Raw genomic sequence first — 23,605 nt, forward strand, 5'->3', positions numbered from 1 at the left:
AAAAATACTATTTTTTCAAAATTTCTGTTTTATGTTCATAAGAAATTATAGCAATATCTGCAGTTCTAATAGAAAATATTCCAACAGTGACTACTCCAGGAATACAATTTATTTGTTTCTCTAATTTCTTAGGATTTTGTATAAAAAGATTATGTACATCTATAATTATATTATTATAATCAGTAAAAAAATTTTTTCTAAGTATTGGAAAACCCCCTAATTTTATTATTTCTTTTTTCACAAAAGAATAAGAGAGAGAAATAATTTCTATAGGAACAGGATTACACAAACCTAAAGTTTTTACTCGCTTAGTAAAATCTGCTATACAAATAAAAGTTTTTGACATACCTGCTAAAATTTTTTCTCCTGTTAAAGCACCACCACCTCCTTTTATCATTTGCATTTTATCATTTATTTCATCTGTACCATCTATATAAATTTCTAAACTGTCTATTTCTCTAGAATCAAATATTTTAATATTATATTTTTTTAAATAAAAACTAGATATTTTAGAACTAGAAACAACCCCTCTAATAAAACTAGAAATTTTTTTTAATTCTTTTATAAAAGTTAATACAGTACTTCCTGTGCCAATTCCTAGTATAGAATCTTTTTTAATATATTTTAATGCTGTAATAGATGACATTTTCTTTAATTTTTTTGTATTCATAAAAATAAGTATAAATAAAATTTTCCTCAAAACATCATTATAAATAAAATATAAAAATAAATCTGATGCATAATAAAAAAAATACTGGGGTACCTGGATTCGAACCAGGGATGCCGGTATCAAAAACCGATGCCTTAACCACTTGGCTATACCCCAAAAAAAAGTTTAGTTATTTCAATATACGGAGAGCGAGATTTGAACTCGCACACTTATAAAAGCGTCAGAACCTAAATCTGATGCGTATACCAATTCCGCCATCTCCGCATAATACATAACAAAATATTTAAATTAAAATTATAGCTATGATGGGATTCGAACCCATGACATCAGCTTTATGAGTGCTGTGCTCTAACCAACTGAGCTACATAGCTTTTAAATAAAAAAATTATTTAAAATTAAAATATACTAAATTAATAAAAAATTATCAACAAATTTAAAAATGTTTTTATATAATTAAAAATAAAAAATAATATAATATAAATATTATATTTAAATAAAAAAATTTTTTAACACTTTTACAATATATAAAATATATGAAAAAAATAAAAAATAATTTTATATGTAAAATAATTGAAAAAGATATTTTAAAAAATAAACATATAAAAATTAGAACGAGATTTCCTCCAGAACCAAACGGACATCTTCATATAGGACATGCAAAATCTATTTTTATAAATTTTAATATAGCGAAAATATATAACGGAAAATGTAATCTTAGATTTGATGATACAAATCCATATAAAGAAAACATAAAGTATATAAATATTATAAAAAAAGATATAATTTGGTTAGGTTTTAAATGGAATAAAAAAATTAAATATTCTTCTAACTATTTTAATACATTTTATAAATATGCAATGCTACTAATAAAAAAAGGATTAGCATATGTAGATAGTTTAAATAAATTTGAAATAAAAAAATATAGAGGAAATCTAAAAAAAAAAGGAACAAACAGTCCATTTAGAAATAGAAGTATATTAGAAAATATAAATTTATTTAAAAAAATGAAAATAGGAAAGTTTCAAGAAGGAGATGTCTGTTTAAGAGCAAAAATAAATATGTCATCTAAAATTATTTTAATGAGAGATCCAGTATTATACAGAATAATAAAAAAAAAAAGTCATCATCAAACAAAAAAAAAATGGTGTATATATCCAACATATGATTTTTCACATTGTATATCAGATTATATAGAAAAAATTACTCATTCTATTTGTACTATTGAATTTCAAGAAAATAAAAAATTGTACAATTGGATATTAAAAAATATAAATATAAAAAAAAAACCTAAACAATACGAATTTTCAAGATTAAATATAGAAAATTCTTTACTTTCAAAAAGAAAAATAAAAATATTGATTAAGAAAAAAATAATAAAAAATTGGTCAGATCCAAGATTATTAACGATATCAGGACTAAGAAAACGAGGATATACTCCATCCTCAATAAGAAAGTTTTGTTATAATATTGGAATCACAAAAAAAGAAAATTTAATACAAATGTCTTATTTAGAACATTTTATAAGAAATGATCTAGATAAAAAAGTAAATAGAGCTATGGCTATATTAAATCCAATTAAAATAATAATATATAATCTTCCAAAAAATTATAAAAAAATTATAAGCATTCCTAACCACCCAAAAATAAAAAAATTTGGAAAACAAAATATTATACTTAGAAGAGAAATATATATAGAAAAAAATGATTTTGAAGAAAAAAATAAAAAAAATAAAAAAAAATTATTTATAAACGGAAAAGTAAAATTAAGATATTCGTATATAATAAAAGCAAAAAAAATAAAAAAAGATAGATTAAATAAAATAAAAACTATTTACTGTAAATACTATAATAAAAAACAATCAAAAAAAATAAAAAATAATATAATAATACATTGGATATCTAAAAAAGAATCTATAAAAGCAAATTTTGAAATGTACGAAAATTTATTTACAACGAAACATCCTGAAAAAAAAAAAAATATGCTACAATATATAAACAAAAATTCTATAATAATTAAACATGGTTTAGTGCAAAAAGATATTTTTTCAAAAATTTTAAAAAAATATATACAATTTGAAAGAATTGGATATTTTTTTTTAAAAAAAAACAAAATAAAAAATATTACTTTTACATGTATAACAAAATTAAAAAAATAAAATAATCTTATAAACTACTTTAAAAATTGTGAAAAAAATGTCAAAAATAAAAAAAATATATGCAAGAGAAATAATAGATTCAAGAGGATATCCAACAATAGAATCTGAAGTACATTTACAAGATGGATCAATTGGAATAGCTAGTGTTCCATCTGGTGCTTCAACAGGATCAAAAGAAGCATTAGAATTAAGAGACAAAAATAAAGAATACTTTTTTGGATATGGAGTATTAAAATCAGTAAAAAATGTTAATGATATTATATCAAGAATTTTAAAAAACAAAAATGCAAAAAATCAAGAAAACATTGACGAAATTATGATAAAAGAAGATGGAACAAAAAACAAATCTAATTTAGGCGCGAATTCAATACTTTCTGTCTCATTAGCTGTTTCTAAAGCATATTCTGTACATAAAAAAATAAATTTATATGAACATATATACAAATTATCCGGACAAACAAAAAAAATAATAATGCCAAGACCTATGATAAATATTATTAATGGAGGAAAACATTCTAACAATAATTTAGATATACAAGAATTTATGATACAACCAAAAAAAAATATACCAATAAAACAGTCAATAAAAATGGGGTGCGAAATATTTCATTCATTATACAAAATATTAAAAAGTAAAAATATTAGTATATCAGTAGGAGATGAAGGAGGTTTTGCTCCAAATCTAAAAAATAATGAAGAATCTTTTAAATTAATAAAAAAAGCAATTAAAAATACAAAATATATATTAGGAAAAGATTTAAATATTGCAATAGATTGTGCTGGATCTGAATTATATAATAAACTAAATGATAAATATGAATTAAAAAATGAAAAAAAAATATTTAATTATAAAACATTTACAAAATATTTAAAACAATTAAGCATAAAATATCATATAAAATCTATAGAAGATCCTTTACACGAAGATGATTGGAAAGGATTTAAATATCATACAAAAAAAATTGGAAAAAAAGTACAAATAGTAGGAGATGATCTATTCGTTACCAATCCTATTATTTTAAAAAAAGGAATATTAAAAAAATCTGCTAATGCTATTTTAATAAAATTAAATCAAATTGGAACTCTTACAGAAACATTAGAAACAATTTATATAGCAAAAAAAGCAAATTACAATACAATTATATCACATAGATCAGGAGAAACTGAAGATACTTTTATAGCAGATCTGTCTATAGGAACAATATCTGATCAAGTAAAAATGGGATCTATGTCAAGATCTGAAAGAACTGCTAAATATAATAGATTAATTAGAATAGAAGAAGAACTTTTAAAAAAAAAATATAAAATTTCTTTATAATAATTTTATTAAATAACATTTTTTTTAAAAATTAAAAAACATTAAAAAATAAATATATTAAAAAAATGAAAAAAAAAACTTTTATAATAGATGGAACTTATTATATGTATAAATATTATTATGCTATACCTATGTTAAAAAACAAATTTGGAAAACCAACAAATATAATATATGGATTTATAAAAATGATACGTTTTATTTATAAAAAATATAATCCAAAGAAAATAATAATAGTATTTGACTCCAAAAAAAAAAGTTTTAGAAAAAAAATATGCAATGAATATAAACAAAACAGAAAAAAAATGCCAAAAAAAATTATAGAACAAATTGAACCATTACACTTTTTAATAAAAAATTTTGGAATACCAATAGTAAAAATACCGTTAATAGAAGCAGATGATGCTATTGGTATATTATCTAAAATAGAAAATAAAAAAAAAAATTTTGTATTTATTTTAACTAATGATAAAGATATGTATCAAATAATAAATTCAAAAACATTTATTTTAAAAAATTTATCTGAAATAATAGGAACAAAAGAAATAAAAAAAAAATATAAAATATATCCAAAAAATATCCCAGATTATTTATCATTAGTTGGAGACAGATCTGACAATATACTAGGTGTTCCTTACATAGGAAAAAAAACAGCTCAAATACTTATAAAAAAATATAAAAATTTAAAAAATATATATAAAAACATTTCAAAAATAAAAAAATTAAAAATAAGAAATATAAATAAAATTGTAGCTAGTTTAGAAAAAACAAAAAAAAAAACAATATTATCACTAAAGTTAACAACGTTATGTTTAAACTTTAAAATAAAAAAAAAATTTAAAAATTTAAAATTACATACACCAAACATAAAGAATTTAAATAATTTTTTTATAAAAAATCAACTTAAAAGTTTTTATAAAAAAATATAATAAATAAAATAAATAAAAATATATTTTAAAAAATTTTATAATATAAATATATTATTAAATAATACAAAATTATAACTCTATTTTATAGAAAAATATGAAAAAAATAAAAAATATAGCAATAATAGCACATGTAGATCATGGAAAAACTACTTTAATAGATAAACTATTACAAGCATCAGAATATGGCAAAAAAGAAAAATATCAAGAAGATAGAATAATGGATTCTAACTATTTAGAAAAAGAAAGAGGTATTACTATATTATCTAAACACACATCATTATTTTGGAAAAAATATAAAATAAATATAGTAGATACTCCTGGACATGCAGATTTTGCGGGAGAGGTAGAAAGAATAATATCCATGGTAGATTCTGTTTTGCTAATAGTAGATTCTTTAGAAGGACCCATGCCGCAAACTAGATTTGTTACAAAAAAATCATTTTCATATAATTTAAAACCTATAGTTGTAATAAACAAAATAGATAGAAAGAATGCAAGACCAAATTGGGTATTAAATGAAATATTCGATTTGTTTATAAATTTAAATGCTACAGAAGAACAATTAGATTTTCCAATAGTATATACATCTGCTACTTTGGGAACTTCAGGAACAGACTTAAAAAATATAAAAAAAAATATGATTCCTTTAATAGAAACAATAATAAAACATACACCTACTATTAAAAAAAAAAATAATAGTAAATTGAAACTACAAATTTCACAAATAGATTATGATAAATATTTAGGAAATTTAGGAATAGGAAAAATACAATCTGGTACAATAAAACAAAATCAAAATGTATTTATAAAAAATAATAAAAATAAAACATACAAAGGAAAAATTAATAAAATATTGCATTACTGTGGTTTAGAAAAAATAGAAATAAAAAAAGCTCATACAGGAGAAATAATATTAATATCTGGAATAGAAAATATAAAAATATCTGATACTGTTTGTGAAGAAAAAAATGCAACTCCAATACCTAATTTAATAATAGATAAACCTACGGTAAAAATATTTTTATCAGCAAATACATCACCTCTTGTAGGAAAAGAAGGAAAATATTTAACTTCTAGACAAATATTAAATAGATTAAAAATAGAAAAATTAAAAAATGTTTCATTAAAAATAAATTATAAAAATGATTCCAATATATTTTGTATATCAGGAAGAGGAGAATTACATTTATCTATTTTGATTGAAACTATGAGAAGAGAAGGTTTTGAAATGGAACTATCTAGACCACAGATAATTTTCAAAAATTATAAAAACGAAATATATGAACCATATGAAAATTTAATAATTGATATAAATAAAAAATATCAAGGTAACATTATGAAATTTATCGGAGAAAAAAAAGGAAACTTAAAAAATATAACAACAAGTAATGAAAAAGACAGAATATATTTAGAATATGATATTTCTAGTAGAGCATTGATAGGATTTAGATCTGAATTTAATAATATAACATCAGGTACAGGAATATTTTATTCTTCTTTTAAAAAATATGATGTCAAAAAAAAATGTAAAATCACACAAAGAAAAAATGGTGTTTTAATTTCTAATAAAACAGGAAAAGCATTAGGATTTTCTTTATTTTCTTTACAAGAAAGAGGTAAATTATTTATTTCTCACGGCGAACAAGTTTATGAAGGACAAATTATAGGAATACATAATAGAACAAATGATTTAACTGTAAACTGTTTATCTGGAAAAAAATTAACTAATATGAGAGCTTCAGGAAATGATGAAGCTATAAATTTAATAAAACCTATTAACATCACATTAGAGAAAGCATTTAATTTTATAAATGACGATGAATTAATAGAAATAACACCAAAAAAAATTAGATTAAGAAAAAAATATCTAAAAGAAAATGATAGAAAAAAAATGTATAAAAAAATTATTTCTTAATAAAATTTTTAATTAAATCAAAATATTTTTTTTTATTGTAAAAAACTTTTAATCTCTCTGCAATAACTATTGATTTAATATTTTTTAAAGTATTTTCAAAATTATCATTTATTATTAAATAGTCATAATTTTTATAATATTTTATTTCTGTGTCAAAACTTTTCATTCTGTTATAAATAATTTTTTTGTTATCTTGATTACGAAACTTCAACCTTCTAATTAATTCATTTTTAGAAGGAGGTATTACAAAAATACTAGTAGAAAATCTAATTTTTTTTTTAATTTGACATGCACCTTTATAGTCAATGTCTAAAAAAATATCTAAACCCAAATTAATGTTTTTATTAATTTCATATAAACTAGTACCATAATAATTATTAAAAACTTTGGCATATTCTAAAAATTTTTCTTTCTTTATCATATTTTTAAAAATATTTTCAGAAACAAAATTATAATGAACATTATTAATTTCCATATTTCTTTTTAATCTAGTTGTATAAGATACAGATAAAAATATATTTTTTAATATATTTTTTGTAATAAAGTTTTGTAATAAACTAGATTTTCCTACACCGCTAGGACCAGAAAATATAAAACATATTCCGTTACTATTATTTTTTTTCATAATATTATATATAAATTTTTTTTATATAAAAAAATATCTTTTTTATACTGTTTATTTTTAATGAAGAACATTTATTAACAGTACTTTTTAAAACACATTGAACAAACACAAATTTGTTCATTTTTATAGAAAAAAGTACTTTACCAGAAAAAATAAAAGTATTTTTTATATATTCAAATATATTTTCTCCTATTTTTGGTATTTTTTCTGAAACACCATATATTAAAAATAATCTTTTATTATTAATATTTTTATATTTAATTTTAGATAAAATTTCTTGTCCTTTATAACAACCTTTTTTAAAACTTATACAATTAAATTTTTTTAAATTTAATGAAAAAGGAAAAAATTTTCTACAATTTTTTTCTTCTAATATAGGAAAACCAATTTCCATGTTTAGTAAATCCCATAAAAAGTTCTTTTTTGTTTCAAAATGAAAATTTTTTTTATTTTTTAAACATTCAATTTTTTTATAATTCGCGATAATAATATATCTTTTTATGATACCATTTATTTTTAAAAATATAAAATCATTTTTTTTTATTAAATTATTATTTTTAAAAGATATATTAAAATATTTTTCTAAAAAAATTTTTGAATTTTTACCAAAAACACCATATGCAGCTAAACTAGTAGATGTATGTATATCAACTTTTGAAAATATAGCATATTTTTTAATTTCTAAATTTTGAATTTTAGAAATACTTTTTCTTTGCAAATAAATATAATTGTTAAGACAATTATTAAAAATTAAAAATACACTAATTATTTTACCGTTTACATCACAATGTGATCCAAAACTATAATTATTTTCTTTTAAATCTGTAATATCATTTGTAAATTGATTTTGTAAATATATTTTACTATCCTTTCCGGAAACTATATTTATAGAAATATTATTTAAAAATACTAATAATGGTTTATCCTTTAAAAAAATATCTTTAAAATAGAATGAAAAAATAGATTTTTTCAAAATTATCCTCAACTAAATTAAATATATTAAAACAAAAAAATTAAAAAAAATACTTTAAAAATATACAAAATTATATAAAAATATCTTTATACATTATGCAAAACTTATTTTATCATATATAAAAAATATATAATAGGAAAATATTTTGGACATTATAAAAATAGAAAAAAATATAAAAAAAATAAAAAAAAAAACGAAAAATTAAAGATAATAATAAATTATTATAAAAAAAAAAATAAATTAATAAATATAAAACATGAGTTAAAAAAAGAACATACATGGAAAAATACACAATTAATGTTAAATTTAAAAAAAGAAAAAAAAAGATTAGAAAAAAAAATATTTCCAATAAAAAAAAATTTGATAAAAATAGAATATCTATTAGATTTAATAAAATTATCAAAAGAATCAAACAATTATGAAATATTAGAAGATATAAAAATAGAAACAAAAAAAATAGAAAAAAAAACTAATAAAATAGAAATGTATAAAATGTTTTCTAAAAAATATGACAAATATAATTGTTATTTAGACCTTCAAGCTGGATCAGGAGGTATAGAATCACAAGATTGGACAAAAATGTTATTAAAAATGTATTTAAAATGGGCTAATAAAAAAAAATTTAAAACCAAAATAATATCTGAATCAAAAGGAGAAATTGCTGGTATAAAATCAGCAACAATACATATATTAGGAAAGTTTGCTTTAGGATGGTTTAGAACAGAAACAGGAATACATAGATTAGTTCGAAAAAGTCCATTTAATTCTACTGGAAAAAGACATACATCTTTTGCATCTGTATATATATATCCAGAAATAAAAAAAAAAAAAAAAATAAAAATATTAAATTCTGAAATAAAAATAGATGTATATAGATCTTCAGGAGCTGGAGGTCAACATGTAAATAAAACAGAATCTGCTGTCCGAATAACACATATACCAACAAATTTAGTAACTCAATGTCAAAATTACAGATCTCAACATAAAAATAAAGAACAAGCTATAAAACAAATGAAGTTAAAAATACAAAATTTAGAGATAAAAAAAAGTGATAAAAAAAAAAAAATTTTAGAAAATTCAAAATCTGACATTACCTGGAGTAAACAAATTAGATCATACATATTAGATACTTCTACAGTAAAAGATATAAGAACAGGTATAGAATCTAAAAATATACAATCTATATTAAATGGTAATTTAGAAATTTTTATAAAAGAAACTTTAAAATTAGGTGTTTAAAAATGAAAGTAGAAAAAAAGAATAAAAAAATTTCAGAAACAAAAAAAATGAAAAAAAATAGTATTAAATACATAAAAAAAAATAATTTTTCTTATCCAAATAACTTTTGTCCTAATACAACGTGTAAAAACATATTAAAAAAATATAAATTTATAAAAGAAAAACATAAAAATAAAAAAAATAAAAGTTTAAAAATATCTGGGAGAATAATAAAAATAAGAATAATGGGAAAAGCATCTTTTTGTGAAATAAAAGATATGACTGGAAAAATTCAAATATATATTTCGCAAAAATATATAAAAAAAAATTTTTATGAAAATCATTTTAAAAAATGGAATATAGGAGACATAATAGGTGTATGTGGAAATGTTTTTAAAACAAAAACAAAAGAAACAACAATAAAATGTAAAAAAATAATATTATTAACAAAAACATTTAGACCTATACCTATTAACGAATATGGTTTAATTGATAAAGAAAAATGTTATAGAAAAAGATATTTAGATTTAATTGTAAATAAAAATTCTATAAAAAAATTTTTTATTAGATCTAAAATAATATTTTTAATTAGAAAATTTTTTAATAAAAAAAAATTTATAGAAGTAGAAACACCAATAATGCAAAATATTCCAGGAGGAGCATCAGCAAAACCATTTGTAACATATCATAATTCTTTTAATAGAAAAATGTATTTAAGAATATCACCAGAATTATATTTAAAAAAGTTAATTGTAGGAGGATTCGAAAAAATATTTGAAATAAGTAAAAATTTCAGAAATGAAGGAATATCCAACAAACACAATCCAGAATTTACTATGATAGAAGCATATATGGCATATTCTAATTACAAAGACATGATGAAATTAATAGAAAAATTATTTTTATATATATTAAAAAATGTAAATAAAAATTCTCATATAATATATAATAAAAAAAAAATAAATTTTAAAAAAAAATTTAATAAAATTACAATTGATCAAGCAATTTTAAATTTTAATAAAAATATAAAAGATAATGAAATAAATGATATAAATAAAATAAAAAAAATAGCCGTTAAAAAAAAAATAAATATAAAAAATTATTACAGTATTGAAAAAATAAAAATAAAAATATTTGAACAAACTATAGAAAAAAATATAATACAACCAACTTTTATAACACATTATCCAGTTGAAACATCCCCTTTAGCAAAAAAAAATAAAAAAAACAAAAATTTAACAGAAAGATTTGAACTTTTTATATCTGGAATAGAAATTAGCAATGGTTTTTCAGAATTAAATGATCCAATTGATCAAAAAAAAAGATTTAAAAATCAAATTAAAAAAAATAAAAAAAATACAAATTTTTATGACAAAGAATATATAAAAGCTTTAGAATATGGACTACCACCTACTTCAGGGATGGGAATTGGAATAGATAGAATGATAATGTTATTGACGAATTCTAAAAATATTAGAGATATTATATTATTCCCAACTTTAAGAAAAAATTAAAAAATTAAAAAAAAAGAAACATAAAAATGAAAAATGAAATTAAAAAAAAATATAATATATATAATGCAATAAAAAAAATTATAAAAACAAATACAACACCATTTTGGATATATGAAGAAAAATCTATTTTAAAACAAATACATAAATTAAAAGATTTTGATATTATAAGATTTGCTCAAAAATCTTGTTCTAATATAAATATATTAAAAATAATGAAAAAAAAAAAATTAAAAATAGATGCTGTATCATCAGGAGAAATAGAAAGAGCAATAATTGCTGGTTTTACACCAAAAAATGATGAAATAGTATTTACATCAGATATTTTTGATAAAGAATCTCTTTTAAAAATAAAAAATTTAAATATTACTGTAAACATAGGATCAATAGATATGATAAAACAATTAGGAAAAGTTTCACCTGGACATAAAATATGGTTACGTATAAATCCAAAGTTTGGAGATGGACATAACAAAAAAACAAATACTGGAGGAGAAAATAGTAAACATGGGATATGGAAAATATCAGATGCTTTATTAAAAATAAAGAAATATAATCTAAATTTATCAGGTTTTCACGTACATATAGGATCAGGAGTAAATTTTAAAAATTTAAAAAAAGTATGCCGCTATATAGAAAAAAATATAATAAAATTAAATAAAAAAATAGATATAATATCCTCTGGAGGAGGAATACCTATACCATATAAAAAAAATGAAAAAGAAATAGATATAAAAAAATATACACAATGTTGGAAAAAAACTAAAAAAAAAATAGAACAAAAATTAAATAAAAAAATTTTATTAGAAACAGAACCTGGTAGATTTATAATTGCAAAATCTGGATTTTTAGTATCTGAAGTTAGAGCAATAAAAAAAACTAGTAAATATAAATTTGTCTTAATAAATTCTGGATTTAATGATCTTATAAGACCAGTTATGTATGGAAGCTATCATAAAATATCAGTAATAAAAAAAAAAAATAAAAGAAAAAATTTTAAAAAAAATGAAAAAGTTGTAATATCAGGACCACTATGTGAATCAGGTGACACATTTACTGTCGGAAAAAATGGAAATATAAAATCAAGAAGTCTCCCAAAATTACATATAGGAGATTATTTAATATTTCATGATGTAGGAGCATATGGATCTTCTATGTCATCAAATTATAATAGCAAACCATTAATATCAGAATTTTTGTTAACAAAAAAAAATAAAATCAAACAAATAAGAAAAAAACAAAATATAAAAGAACTAATAAATTTAGAAATAAAAAAAACATCAAATAAAAAAATTTAAATTATATGAAAAATAAAAACATGAAAAGAATATATATAAAAACTTGGGGATGTCAAATGAATGAATACGATTCATTTATAATAAAAAAAGTTATAAAAAAAAAAATAAAATGCAAAATTACAAAAAAATATAAAAAAGCAGATATTTTAATATTAAACACATGTTCAGTTAGAGAAAAAGCTCAAGAAAAATTATTTCATCAATTGGGAAGATGGAAGAAACTAAAGCATAAAAACAAAAAAATAATAATAGCTGTAGGAGGTTGTGTAGCAAATCAAGAAGGTATAAATATTTATAAAAGAGCACCATATGTAGATATAATTTTTGGAACACAAACAATACATAAATTGTCTAATATGATAGTGGAAAATTATAAAACAAGAAATCTGTTAATAAATACAAAATTAATAGGATTAAAAAAATTTAACTACTATTCATATAAAAAACAAACTAATATAAAATCATATATAACAATAATGGAAGGTTGCAATAAAAAATGTACATTTTGTATAGTTCCTACAACTAGAGGTAAAGAAATAAGTAGATCATATAAAGAAATAATATTAGAAATAAAACATATGGTTCAAAATAATATAAAAGAAATAATTTTATTAGGTCAAAATGTAAATTCTTATTTTTATAAAGATAAAAAAAATGGATATATATGTAAATTTTCAAAATTGTTATATAAAATTTCTGAAATAGAAGAAATACAAAGAATAAGATTCATAACTAGCCATCCAAAAGATTTTAATAATGAAATTATTAATTTATATAAAAAAATACCAAAATTAGTAAATTTTTTGCATTTACCAATACAAAGCGGATCTAATAAAATTTTAAAACTAATGAAAAGAGGATATAACATAAAAAAATATAAAAATATTGTAAATAAAATATTAAAAATTAGACCAAATATGCAAATAAGTTCAGATTTTATAATAGGATTTCCTGGAGAAACAAAAAAAGATTTTTATAAAACAAAAAAAATAATATCTGAAATAAATTTTGATAATAGTTTTAGTTTTATATATTCAAAACGACCAAATACTTATGCAAACAAATTACTTGACAATACTACATTAGAAGAAAAAAAAATAAGATTACATAAAATACAAAAAATGATTTCTTATCAAACAATGCAATGGAACAGAAAAATGATAGGAACTATACAAAATGTTTTAGTACATAACAAAAATAATAATTTTTCAAAAAAATTAATAGGGACAACAGAAAACAACAGAACAGTATGCTTTAATGGCAATGAAAATACAATAGGAAAAATTGTACCAGTAAAAATAACAAAAATGAAAAGAAAATATTTTGAAGGAAATATATAATTTTTAAAACATCAAATAATATAAAAAAATATAAACAAATTAAAAAAAAGTAAAGATTATGTCAAAAATAAAAATAAATATTATAAAAAAATATCATGCAAAACATTTTTACCCGAAAAAAAAAAATATTTTAAATTTATTAAAACGTATATTTAACAAAGATGTAGAAATTAATATAATAATGATAAAAAAAAGTGATATGAAAAAATTAAACTACAAATATAAAAAAAAAAAAAAATCTGTAAATATACTATCATTTAAGTATAAAACACCACAATTTTTACAAAATAATTTTATAGGAGAAATAATAATTTGTAATTCAATAATATATGAAGAATCAATAAAAAAACAAAAAAAATTAATTGACTATTGGAACGAAATAATAGTGCATGGAGCATCAAATTTATTAACACATTCAAAATTACAAAAACATAAATATAATAAAAAAAATAGTTAATTATATAAAAAAATAATTTTTTGTAAATAAAAATACAAAAATTATTAATAACATTTTATATTTGATTAATATATAATAAATAAAATATTTTTTGTTAAAAAAATAAAATGAATTATCAAAAATCAACAAGATATAAAAATAAACATGATAAAGGATTTTTAAACATTTTTAAAAAAAAATTATTTTATAATAAACCAACTAATAAAAGTGAATTAATATCGTTAATAAAAAATTTTGAAAAAAAGTCACTAATTAACAAAAATATTAAAAATATATTAGAAAAAGTTATAAAAACAACAAAAAAAAGAATAAAGGAAATAATGATTCCTAAACTGAATATAGTTACAATAAAGTTAAAAAATAATTTGTATGAATGTTTAAAAATTGCATTTAAATCTTGTTATTCAAAATTTCCAGTAATAAATAAAAAAAATGATATAAAAGGATTTATAACAACAAATGATTTAATACCATACATAATAAATAGAAAAAAAGTTTTTTCTATAAAAAAGATATTAAAACCTTTAATAATAATACCAGAAAGTAAATATATAGAAAAAACGTTATCTGAACTAAAATCTAAAAAAATCAATATGGCAATAATAATAGATGAATTTGGCACAACATCTGGTTTAATAACAATAAAAGATATTTTAGAATTTATAATAGGAGAAATTAAACATAAATTTAACAATAAAAATAATAAATATATAAAAAAAATAAAAAATAAAAATTTTATAGTGAAAGGATTAACCAAAATAAAACATTTCAATACATATTTTAAAACAAATTTTAAAGATTTAGAAGTAGATACCATTGGAGGTCTTATATTAAAATATTTTGGAAAATTACCAAAAATAGGAGACAAAATAAAAATAAAAAATTTTCTTTTTAAAATCATTAAAACAAATAAAATAAGAATAATAAAGATGAAAATAAAAATTAATAATATAAAATAATTTTTTAGAGAAAATATATGAAAGAAAAATATAATCATAATGTAATAGAAAAAACAGTGCAAAAATATTGGAAAAAACACAATAGTTTTAAAGCATATGAAAATAAAGAAAAAAAAAAATATTATTGCTTACCTATGTTTCCATACCCATCAGGAAACTTACATATGGGGCATATCCGCAACTATACTATTAGTGATATAGTCGCAAGATATTATAGAATGAAAGACAAAAATGTATTACACCCAATCGGATGGGATTCTTTTGGATTACCAGCAGAAGAAGCTGCAATAAAACATAATATAAAACCATATGTATGGACAAAAAAAAATATCAAAAATATGAAAAAACAATTAAAATCTATGGGTTTTAGTTATGACTGGTCAAGAGAATTATCTACATGTAATCCTGAATTTTATAAATGGGAACAAAAAATATTTATAAAAATGTACAATAAAAATATTGTGTATAAAAAAAAATCCAAAGTAAACTGGTGCGAATATGACAAAACAGTTTTAGCAAATGAACAAGTAATAAAAAAAAGATGTTGGAGATGTAATAATAAAGTAAAAAAAAAAAAAATTAATCAGTGGTTTATAAAAACTAAAAAATATGCAGAAAGATTATTGAAAGACATAAAATTTTTAAAAAAATGGCCTAAAAAAGTTATTGAAATGCAAAAAAAATGGATAGGAAAAGAAAAAAGAATAAAAATATTAATAAAAATAAAAAAAAATAAAAAAATATATGTATATACAAATAGAATAGATACATTGTTTGGAGTAACTTTTATATTATTATTTTATAAAACAAATTTTATAAAAGAAAATGTAAAAAAAGATAATAATATAAAAAAAATATTTAAAAAATGTAACATAAAAAAAAAAAAAAAAATAAAAAAATCATATAAAACAAATTATTGTGGAATTCATCCTATTACAAAAAAAAAAATTCCAATATGGATATCTAACTATTATATAAGAAAAGAAAATAAAGAAAAAAACATACTAGCATGTCCGGCTCATAATAAAGAAGAATGGTTATTTGCAAAAAAAAATAAAATAAAAATTGTATTTGTAATAAAAAATATTAAAAAAAATAATACTCAAGAAAAATATCCAAATATATTACAAGGCATATTATATAATTCGCACAAAAAAATAAATGGACTGCATAGTAAAGAAGCTGAAAAAAAAATAAAAAAAATGTTGAAAAAAGTAACAAAAATTTCTATAAAAAATATTTTTAAAATAAAAGATTGGAACATATCCAGACAAAGATATTGGGGATGCCCAATACCAATTGGAACATTAAAAAATAAAAAAATAGTTCCTGTATCAGAAAGCAAATTACCAATAATATTAGACATTAGAAAAATAAAAAATAAAACAAAAAAAAAAATACTTATAAATAATAAAATTGCAAATCTAGAAAAAGATACTTTAGATACATTTATAGAATCCTCTTGGTACTATATAAGATATACTAATCCTAAATATAAAAAAAATATAATTGATCAAAAAGCTGCTAAATATTGGCTTCCTGTAGACTTATATGTAGGAGGAATAGAACATGCAACTATGCATCTAATATATTTTAGAGTATTTTGCAAAATATTAAAAGATTTAAAAATAATAAACTTTAAAGAACCAGTAAAAAAATTAATATGTCAAGGTATGGTATTATCTGATGCATTCTATAAAATTATAAAAAAAAAAAAAATATGGGTTTCAAAAGACGAAATTAAAATAATAAAAAATAAAAAAGGAAAAATAAAGAAAATAATAAATAAAATAGATAATAGTAAAATTAAATATTTTGGAATGACAAAAATGTCAAAATCTAAAAATAATGGAATAGAACCAAAAAATATAATAAAAAAATATGGAGCAGATTCATTAAGATTGTTTATAATATTTTCAGCACCAATAGAAGATTCTATAGAATGGAAAGAAGAACATATAATAGGATCAAATAGATTTATAAAAAAAATATGGAATATTAGTAATAAATTTTTAAAACATAAAAAATTTATAAAAACAAAAATTAATCATAATTTATTAAGTAAAAAACAAAAGAATATGAGAAAACAAGTATATACAACTGTTATTAAAGTTACAAAAAAAATAGAAGAAAAAAAAAATTTTAATGTTGCAATATCAGATATAATGAAAACAACAAACAAATTAGAAATATTTTGTAACAAAAAAAATATTTTAATTATAATAGAATCTATATTAATAATATTAAAAATATTAAATCCATTTATACCTCATATAGTTTTCTATATATTTAAAAAATTTAATATTTTAAATGAACTAAAAAAAAAATGCTGGCCACAAATAGACAAAAAAGCTATTTTAGAAAAAATATATAATATTATTATACAAATTGATGGAAAAAAAAGATATATTTTAAAATCTCAAAAAGACTTAAAAAAAGAAAAAATATTAAAAATAATAAAAAAAAAAAAAAATATATATAAATATATAATAATGAAAAAAATAAAAAAAATAATATTTATAAAAAATAAAATATTAAACATAGTAACAAAATAAAAAATAAATCATTTAATAAATTTTAAAGAACACAAAATATATGGAAAAAATATATGAAAAAAATAAAATTTTTATAAAATTCAAAAAAAATATATTATTTTTTATAATTTTAGGAAATGAAATAATATTAATTAATGAATCTATAAAAAAAATATTAAAAAAATCTAAAAAATTAGGATTTTGTATTAAACAAAAGATAGATTTAGAAAATAAAAATGAAAACATTATAAATAATAATTTTTTTTATAATAAAAAAATTATTATAATAAATTTTTCTAAAAACATATTTCTTAAAAATTTATTAAATATTTTAAAAAAATTAAAAAAAATAAAAAAACAAAAATTAATAATAATAATAATTTTTTTTAAATTTTCAAATTTTAATATTTTAAATAAAATATTAAAATTTTTAAAAAAATATACTTTAATAAATTGCAACATAAAAAAAAAAGAAGACATAATAAAATGGATAGAATATAATTCAAAAAAGAAAAACATACAAATAACTAAAAATGCCAAAAATTTTTTATATTTTAAATATAAAAATAATTTAATTCAATTAACACAAATTATATATCAATCTAAAATAATATTTTATAAAAAAAAAATAAACTTAAAAAGAATAAAAAAAATTGCAAAAAACAATCAAAATCTTAACTATATAGAATTAATAAATTTATTATTTTTAGAAAAAATTAAAAAATCTATAAAAATTATTGATAAAATATACAAAAAAAAATATAACATAGAATATATGATAAAAATATTTTATAATAAAATTATAGAAATAATTAAAACAAAAAAAAATGGAATTTATAAAATTACTTATAACAAAAACATAAAATATTTATATGAAAAAAAACATAAAAAAATAGAAAAAACAATAGAAATATCAGAAGAAAAAATATATAAAATAATACAATATTTAACCAATATAGAAATAAAAATTAAAAAAAATAAAAAAATAAATTTTTGGAAAAAATTAAAAATTTTGTTACTAATAATAAAAACAAAATAAAATTTTTTACAAAATATAAACAAATAATTTTTTCTAAAAAATATGAAAAAACACAATAATATATTAGATCTAAGAAAATATAAATGTCCAGATTCAATAATTTTTCTTAGAAAAAAAATCAGAATTATGAAAAAAAAAGAAATAATACTAATTATATCAAATGATCCATCTACAAAATGGGATATACCTAGTTTTTGTAGATTTATGAATCATAAAATAATAGAATATTACATAGAATATACTCCATTCAAATATTTAGTACAAAAATAAAAAATACTTTAAAAAAAACATAAAAAAATTATAATTTTATTAATATTTTTATCATTCTTCTTAAAGGCTCTGAAGCTCCCCACAAAAGTTGATCTCCTATAGAAAATAAATTTATATATTTATTACCGAAATTAGATTTTCTTATTCTACCTACTAATATATTTAAAGTTCTAGAAACCATTGCAGGAGTTAAATTAGTAATAGTATTTAATTTATCATTCTGTATTATTTTAACCCATTTATTATGATTCATTAAAATATCTTTTATTTCTGATATATTCATATTTTTGTTTAATTTTATTAAAAGAGATTGACTATGACATCTAAAAGTACTTACTCTAACACATAAACTATCTACAATTATTTTGTGTTTTAATTTATTTAAATTAAGTATTTTATTAGTTTCAAATTCTCCTTTAATTTCTTCTTTACTATTTCCATCTAAATTATCTGAATCTATCCAAGGAATTAAATTTCCAGCTATTGGAATATTATTAAAAATTCCAACATTTTTTTTTGATTTTAATAAAGAACTAATTATGTTCTCTATTTTTAATATAGAAATATTATTTTTGTACAAATCATTTTTTACACTTTTATGTAAAATACCCATTTCTAATAATAAATTCTTTATATAATAAGAACCAGCACCAGAAACAGCTTGATATGTAGACACAAAAATTTTTTTAATCAAATTTTTAGAAAATAAACCTCCTAATGCCATTAACATTAAACTAACAGTACAATTTCCACCAACAAAAGTTTTACATCCACCTTCTATACTTTTCATAATAAAATTATAATTTATAGGATCTAATACTATAATAGAATTATCATTTACTCTTAAATGAGAAGAAGCATCTACCCAAAAACCTTTCCATCCTAACTTCCTTAAATTAAAATATACTTTTTCTGTATATTTACTTCCTTGGCAAGTTAGTATAATATCCATTTCTGTTAACTTCTGTAAATCATATGCATTTTCCAAAATTCCAAATTTTTTATTATTTATTTTTGGTCCATTATGACCTACTTGAGAAGTAGTAAAAAATTTTATATTAAATTTATATATATCATCTTTTAAAATCATCCTTTCTAATAAAACTGATCCAACCAGTCCTCTCCATCCAACAAAACCAACTTTTTTTTTCATATAATCCTCAAATTTAAAAAAAAATACTATTATAATAAAATATTATATAAAAAATATTAATACAATAAAAATTGTTTAAAAATTAATTAAATAAAATTATTAAAATACAAAATAGATAAACATAAAAAATATTATATAAATTTTATACAATTTATTTAAATAAATAAAAATTTAACAAAAGTATTTAATTTTAAAAATAAATAATATATATTATTCTATAATAAAAAATAATATATTTTTATCAATAAATTATCTTTTTAAAAAAACTTTATAAAATATGTAAAAATAAATTAAAACAAAAAAAATATTTTTGTGTTAATTTATAAGGAAAAAATGAACAAAATAATTTCTAACACAATATTATTAATATTAATTATGGATCCTTTAGGAAATCTTCCAATTTTTATTTCTATTTTAAAAAAATTTAAAAAAAAAAGAAGAAAAATAATATTAATAAGAGAAATGTTAATAGCATTTATAATTATGTTATTATTTTTATTCATAGGAGAAAAAATATTATCTTTTTTAAATTTAAAAACACAAATAGTATCTATATCAGGTGGTATAATTTTATTTTTAATAGCAATAAAAATGATATTTTCTAATATAAACAATACATTAGAAAATATTGACACAGAAACAAAAGAACCATTTTTAGTTCCATTAGCTATACCATTAATTGCGGGTCCTTCTATATTAGCAACTTTAATACTTTTATCACATCAATATAAAGATCAAAAATTATTTTTAGTAATTTCATTAAGCATAGCATGGAGTTTTAGTTTATTCATATTACTTTCTACAGAAATGTTCACAAAATTTTTTGGGGAAAATATAGTAAATGCATTAGAAAAATTAATGGGATTAATTTTAATAATGTTATCAACACAAATGTTTTTAGATGGAATAAAATCATGGTTCAACACATAATATATTATTAACTATTTAAAAAAAATATGAACATAATAACAAATACAAATATATATAAAAAAAAGATAATTATAAGAAATGATTTTAATGTAACTATAATAAAAAAAAAAATAGTTTCTACTGAAAGAATAGATAGGTCTATACCTACTATAAAATATGCAATTAAAAAAAAAGCAAAAATAATATTAATGTCACATTTTGGTAGGCCAAAAGAAGGCATATTCGAAAAAAAATATTCTTTATTACCAATTTTTAAATATCTACAAAAAAAATTACAAAATACAAAAATAATTTTTCAAAAAAATATTTTAAAACCAATAAAAATAAAATTTGGTGAAATTTGTTTATTAGAAAATGTGAGGTTTAACAAAGGAGAAAAATCAAATTCTGTAAAACTTTCAAAAAAATATGCAAAATTATGTGATATCTTTGTAATGGATGCATTTGGTAGCGCTCATAGAATGCATGCATCAACTTATGGAATAGTAAATTTTGTAAATAAATGTTGTTTTGGAAAATTATTGGAATTAGAAATGTTATCAATAAATAAAGTATTAAAAAATCCAAAAAAACCATTAATATCTATTGTAGGGGGAGCTAAAATATCTACTAAATTTGCTCTACTAAAATCTTTAGGAAAAATATCAAATAAAATAATTTTAGGCGGAGGGATAGCTAATACATTTATAGCAATAAAAAATTTTGTAGGAAAATCTTTGCATGAAAAAAAATTTATTAAAGAAGCTAAAAAATTAAATAAAATGTTTAATTTTTTAATTCCAATAGATTCTAAAGTAGGTGAAAATTTCTCTAATGACACAAAAATAAAAAACAAATTAGTATCTGAAATAACTGAAAAAGAAGAAATAATGGATATAGGAATTGAAACAGAGAAAAAAATAGAAAAAGTAATAAAAACTGCAAAAACCATTATATGGAATGGTCCATTAGGAGTTTTTGAATTTACTAAGTTTAGACATGGCACAAAAAAATTAGCTACATGTATATCTAAAAGTAATGCGTTTTCTGTAGCTGGAGGAGGAGATACATTAGCTATAATAGATTTGTTAAAAATAAAAAATAAAATTTCGTATATTTCAACAGGGGGAGGAGCATTTTTAAAATTTTTAGTAAATGGAACATTGCCTGTAATAGAATTAATAAAAAATAAAAAAAACAACACAAAGGTGTAACAACTTGAAAAAATTATTCAAAAATATTAAAATTGGAGTAATGCGTGCTTCAGAAGCAAAAAAAATATTTAAAGTTGCAAAAAAAAACAATTTTGCTATACCAGCTATAAATTGTTGTACTTTTGATACTATTAATTCTGTTTTAGAAGCTTCTAAAAAAATAAATTCTCCTATAATTATACAATTTTCATATACAGGATCATCATTTTTTCTAGGAAATGGAATAGATATAAAAGAAAATATTAAGAAATCAATTTTAGGAGCAACTATAGCAGCTAAATATGTTCACAAAGTTTCAAAATTTTATAAAATACCAGTAATATTACATACTGATCATTGTCATAAAGAAATACTACCGTGGTTAGATGGATTAATACTAGAAGACAAAAAATTTTTTAAAAAAAATAAGATTTCTTTATTCACTTCTCATATGATAGATTTATCAAAAGAAAATATAAAGAAAAATATCAGTATATGTTCTAAATATTTACAAAAAATGAAAAAAATAGATTCAATGTTAGAAATAGAATTAGGATGTACTGGAGGTGAAGAAGATGGAATAGATAACACAAAAATAGAAAAAAAACATTTATATACCACACCAAAAGACGTAGAATACGCATATAAAAAATTAATAAAAATAAGTAATTTATTTACAATAGCTGCGTCATTTGGAAATGTTCATGGAGTATATTATAAAAATAATATAACGTTAAAACCTACAATTTTATCAGAATCTCAAAAATATATAAGTAAAAAATATAATTTAAAAAAAAAACCTATAGATTTTGTTTTTCATGGAGGATCAGGATCAAAAAAAAATATTATAAAAAAAGCAATATCATATGGAGTAATTAAAATAAACATGGATACAGATATACAATGGAATTTGTGGAAAGGAATATTAAATTTTTATAAAAAAAATAAAAATTATTTAAAAAATCAATTAGGAAATAAAAAAGATAAAAAAACACCAAATAAAAAATATTATGATCCTAGAAATTGGATTAGAAAATCACAAATATGTGCTATCAAAAAAATAGAAAAAATATTTAAAAAGTTAAATGCAATAAATTTATTAAATAAAAATTATTAATATATTAACATTATAAATAAATAT

At 18.6% G+C, this 23,605-nt stretch carries 20 protein-coding genes and 3 tRNA genes; 16 read left to right on the plus strand and 7 right to left on the minus strand.

What is annotated here, in order from left to right; genetic code table 11:
• Nucleotides 1-7 precede the first annotated feature (7 nt).
• The 4 genes from rpiA to RJD44_RS01400 all read right to left on the minus strand — a co-directional run bounded on the left by rpiA (nucleotide 8) and on the right by RJD44_RS01400 (nucleotide 1,041).
• The gene (gene rpiA / locus RJD44_RS01385) at nucleotides 8-670 is read right to left on the minus strand and encodes a ribose-5-phosphate isomerase RpiA (RefSeq protein WP_343189830.1); all 663 of its coding nucleotides are present in this window, start codon (nucleotides 668-670) and stop codon (nucleotides 8-10) included.
• Nucleotides 671-754: 84 nt separating this feature from the next.
• Nucleotides 755-826 (minus strand) — tRNA-Gln (locus RJD44_RS01390).
• Between the two features lie 24 nt (nucleotides 827-850).
• Nucleotides 851-934 (minus strand) — tRNA-Leu (locus RJD44_RS01395).
• Between the two features lie 33 nt (nucleotides 935-967).
• A tRNA-Met gene (locus tag RJD44_RS01400) sits at nucleotides 968-1,041 on the minus strand.
• 162 nt (nucleotides 1,042-1,203) lie between these two features.
• On the opposite strand from RJD44_RS01400, the gene glnS reads away from it, so the two are divergent.
• The 4 genes from glnS (at nucleotide 1,204) to typA (ending at nucleotide 6,985) form a co-directional block, all read left to right on the plus strand.
• Nucleotides 1,204-2,826, plus strand: coding sequence for a glutamine--tRNA ligase (glnS, locus tag RJD44_RS01405; protein ID WP_343189831.1), 1,623 nt, complete (start codon nucleotides 1,204-1,206; stop codon nucleotides 2,824-2,826).
• 37 nt (nucleotides 2,827-2,863) lie between these two features.
• Complete coding sequence (gene eno, locus RJD44_RS01410) at nucleotides 2,864-4,144, plus strand: phosphopyruvate hydratase (protein ID WP_343189832.1); 1,281 nt, start codon at nucleotides 2,864-2,866, stop codon at nucleotides 4,142-4,144.
• A 65-nt stretch (nucleotides 4,145-4,209) separates the two neighbouring features.
• Nucleotides 4,210-5,070, plus strand: coding sequence for a 5'-3' exonuclease (locus tag RJD44_RS01415; RefSeq protein ID WP_343189833.1), 861 nt, complete (start codon nucleotides 4,210-4,212; stop codon nucleotides 5,068-5,070).
• A gap of 94 nt (nucleotides 5,071-5,164) precedes the next feature.
• Nucleotides 5,165-6,985: a translational GTPase TypA gene (typA, locus tag RJD44_RS01420; RefSeq protein WP_343189834.1), complete on the plus strand. Its 1,821-nt coding sequence runs from the start codon at nucleotides 5,165-5,167 to the stop codon at nucleotides 6,983-6,985.
• Here the strand turns inward: typA and gmk are convergent.
• Together gmk and RJD44_RS01430 are read right to left on the minus strand one after the other, a co-directional pair.
• Nucleotides 6,975-7,610 carry a guanylate kinase gene (gene gmk, locus RJD44_RS01425; protein ID WP_343189835.1) on the minus strand — a complete coding sequence of 212 codons (636 nt, stop codon included), beginning with the start codon at nucleotides 7,608-7,610 and terminating at the stop codon, nucleotides 6,975-6,977. The two genes, typA and gmk, sit on opposite strands and share 11 nt — an antisense overlap.
• A 4-nt stretch (nucleotides 7,611-7,614) precedes the next feature.
• Nucleotides 7,615-8,583: a hypothetical protein gene (locus RJD44_RS01430; RefSeq protein WP_343189836.1), complete on the minus strand. Its 969-nt coding sequence runs from the start codon at nucleotides 8,581-8,583 to the stop codon at nucleotides 7,615-7,617.
• Between the two features lie 132 nt (nucleotides 8,584-8,715).
• On the opposite strand from RJD44_RS01430, the gene prfB reads away from it, so the two are divergent.
• The 9 genes from prfB (at nucleotide 8,716) to tusA (ending at nucleotide 19,209) form a co-directional block, all read left to right on the plus strand.
• Nucleotides 8,716-9,822: a peptide chain release factor 2 gene (prfB, locus tag RJD44_RS01435; RefSeq protein WP_428994206.1), complete on the plus strand. Its 1,107-nt coding sequence runs from the start codon at nucleotides 8,716-8,718 to the stop codon at nucleotides 9,820-9,822.
• A 2-nt stretch (nucleotides 9,823-9,824) separates the two neighbouring features.
• Nucleotides 9,825-11,315, plus strand: coding sequence for a lysine--tRNA ligase (gene lysS / locus RJD44_RS01440; protein ID WP_343189837.1), 1,491 nt, complete (start codon nucleotides 9,825-9,827; stop codon nucleotides 11,313-11,315).
• 26 nt (nucleotides 11,316-11,341) lie between these two features.
• A complete protein-coding gene (gene lysA, locus RJD44_RS01445; RefSeq protein WP_343189838.1) occupies nucleotides 11,342-12,610 on the plus strand; it encodes a diaminopimelate decarboxylase in 1,269 nt (422 codons plus the stop codon).
• 5 nt (nucleotides 12,611-12,615) lie between these two features.
• A complete protein-coding gene (miaB, locus tag RJD44_RS01450; RefSeq protein ID WP_343189839.1) occupies nucleotides 12,616-13,950 on the plus strand; it encodes a tRNA (N6-isopentenyl adenosine(37)-C2)-methylthiotransferase MiaB in 1,335 nt (444 codons plus the stop codon).
• A 58-nt stretch (nucleotides 13,951-14,008) separates the two neighbouring features.
• On the plus strand, nucleotides 14,009-14,407 hold the full coding sequence (gene ybeY / locus RJD44_RS01455) for an rRNA maturation RNase YbeY (RefSeq protein WP_343189840.1): 399 nt from the start codon (nucleotides 14,009-14,011) through the stop codon (nucleotides 14,405-14,407).
• Nucleotides 14,408-14,514: 107 nt separating this feature from the next.
• Nucleotides 14,515-15,366, plus strand: a complete 852-nt coding sequence (locus RJD44_RS01460; RefSeq protein WP_343189841.1) for a transporter associated domain-containing protein — start codon at nucleotides 14,515-14,517, stop codon at nucleotides 15,364-15,366.
• A gap of 17 nt (nucleotides 15,367-15,383) precedes the next feature.
• On the plus strand, nucleotides 15,384-17,921 hold the full coding sequence (gene leuS, locus RJD44_RS01465) for a leucine--tRNA ligase (protein WP_343189842.1): 2,538 nt from the start codon (nucleotides 15,384-15,386) through the stop codon (nucleotides 17,919-17,921).
• 40 nt (nucleotides 17,922-17,961) lie between these two features.
• Nucleotides 17,962-18,939 (plus strand): hypothetical protein, encoded by a 978-nt coding sequence (locus RJD44_RS01470; protein ID WP_343189843.1) that lies wholly within the window; start codon nucleotides 17,962-17,964, stop codon nucleotides 18,937-18,939.
• A 42-nt stretch (nucleotides 18,940-18,981) separates the two neighbouring features.
• Entirely contained in the window at nucleotides 18,982-19,209 is a 228-nt protein-coding gene (gene tusA / locus RJD44_RS01475) for a sulfurtransferase TusA (RefSeq protein ID WP_343189844.1), read from the plus strand.
• Between the two features lie 28 nt (nucleotides 19,210-19,237).
• On the opposite strand, the gene asd is transcribed toward tusA, so the two are convergent.
• Nucleotides 19,238-20,362, minus strand: a complete 1,125-nt coding sequence (asd, locus tag RJD44_RS01480) for an aspartate-semialdehyde dehydrogenase (RefSeq protein WP_343189845.1) — start codon at nucleotides 20,360-20,362, stop codon at nucleotides 19,238-19,240.
• Nucleotides 20,363-20,695: 333 nt separating this feature from the next.
• Here asd and RJD44_RS01485 point away from each other — a divergent pair, with 333 nt between their 5' ends.
• Genes RJD44_RS01485 through fbaA form a run of 3 tightly spaced genes read left to right on the plus strand, consistent with a single transcriptional unit; the run spans nucleotide 20,696 to nucleotide 23,581 of the window.
• The gene (locus RJD44_RS01485) at nucleotides 20,696-21,292 is read left to right on the plus strand and encodes a YhgN family NAAT transporter (RefSeq protein WP_343189846.1); all 597 of its coding nucleotides are present in this window, start codon (nucleotides 20,696-20,698) and stop codon (nucleotides 21,290-21,292) included.
• A gap of 26 nt (nucleotides 21,293-21,318) precedes the next feature.
• A complete protein-coding gene (locus tag RJD44_RS01490) occupies nucleotides 21,319-22,485 on the plus strand; it encodes a phosphoglycerate kinase (protein ID WP_343189847.1) in 1,167 nt (388 codons plus the stop codon).
• A gap of 4 nt (nucleotides 22,486-22,489) precedes the next feature.
• Complete coding sequence (fbaA, locus tag RJD44_RS01495; RefSeq protein WP_343189848.1) at nucleotides 22,490-23,581, plus strand: class II fructose-bisphosphate aldolase; 1,092 nt, start codon at nucleotides 22,490-22,492, stop codon at nucleotides 23,579-23,581.
• Nucleotides 23,582-23,605 lie beyond the last annotated feature (24 nt).

It is taken from the genome of Buchnera aphidicola (Astegopteryx bambusae), assembly GCF_039365365.1.
GTDB classification, from domain to species: domain Bacteria; phylum Pseudomonadota; class Gammaproteobacteria; order Enterobacterales; family Enterobacteriaceae; genus Buchnera_G; species Buchnera_G aphidicola_B.

Excerpts from the sequence above, each read along its gene's own strand:
- rpiA (WP_343189830.1), bottom strand. The coding sequence starts at position 670 with ATGAATACAAAAAAATTAAAGAAAATGTCATCTATTACAGCATTAAAA.
- glnS (WP_343189831.1), top strand. The coding sequence starts at position 1,204 with ATGAAAAAAATAAAAAATAATTTTATATGTAAAATAATTGAAAAAGAT.
- eno (WP_343189832.1), top strand. The coding sequence starts at position 2,864 with ATGTCAAAAATAAAAAAAATATATGCAAGAGAAATAATAGATTCAAGA.
- RJD44_RS01415 (WP_343189833.1), top strand. The coding sequence starts at position 4,210 with ATGAAAAAAAAAACTTTTATAATAGATGGAACTTATTATATGTATAAA.
- typA (WP_343189834.1), top strand. The coding sequence starts at position 5,165 with ATGAAAAAAATAAAAAATATAGCAATAATAGCACATGTAGATCATGGA.
- gmk (WP_343189835.1), bottom strand. The coding sequence starts at position 7,610 with ATGAAAAAAAATAATAGTAACGGAATATGTTTTATATTTTCTGGTCCT.
- lysS (WP_343189837.1), top strand. The coding sequence starts at position 9,825 with ATGAAAGTAGAAAAAAAGAATAAAAAAATTTCAGAAACAAAAAAAATG.
- lysA (WP_343189838.1), top strand. The coding sequence starts at position 11,342 with ATGAAAAATGAAATTAAAAAAAAATATAATATATATAATGCAATAAAA.
- miaB (WP_343189839.1), top strand. The coding sequence starts at position 12,616 with ATGAAAAATAAAAACATGAAAAGAATATATATAAAAACTTGGGGATGT.
- ybeY (WP_343189840.1), top strand. The coding sequence starts at position 14,009 with ATGTCAAAAATAAAAATAAATATTATAAAAAAATATCATGCAAAACAT.
- RJD44_RS01460 (WP_343189841.1), top strand. The coding sequence starts at position 14,515 with ATGAATTATCAAAAATCAACAAGATATAAAAATAAACATGATAAAGGA.
- leuS (WP_343189842.1), top strand. The coding sequence starts at position 15,384 with ATGAAAGAAAAATATAATCATAATGTAATAGAAAAAACAGTGCAAAAA.
- RJD44_RS01470 (WP_343189843.1), top strand. The coding sequence starts at position 17,962 with ATGGAAAAAATATATGAAAAAAATAAAATTTTTATAAAATTCAAAAAA.
- tusA (WP_343189844.1), top strand. The coding sequence starts at position 18,982 with ATGAAAAAACACAATAATATATTAGATCTAAGAAAATATAAATGTCCA.
- asd (WP_343189845.1), bottom strand. The coding sequence starts at position 20,362 with ATGAAAAAAAAAGTTGGTTTTGTTGGATGGAGAGGACTGGTTGGATCA.
- RJD44_RS01485 (WP_343189846.1), top strand. The coding sequence starts at position 20,696 with ATGAACAAAATAATTTCTAACACAATATTATTAATATTAATTATGGAT.
- RJD44_RS01490 (WP_343189847.1), top strand. The coding sequence starts at position 21,319 with ATGAACATAATAACAAATACAAATATATATAAAAAAAAGATAATTATA.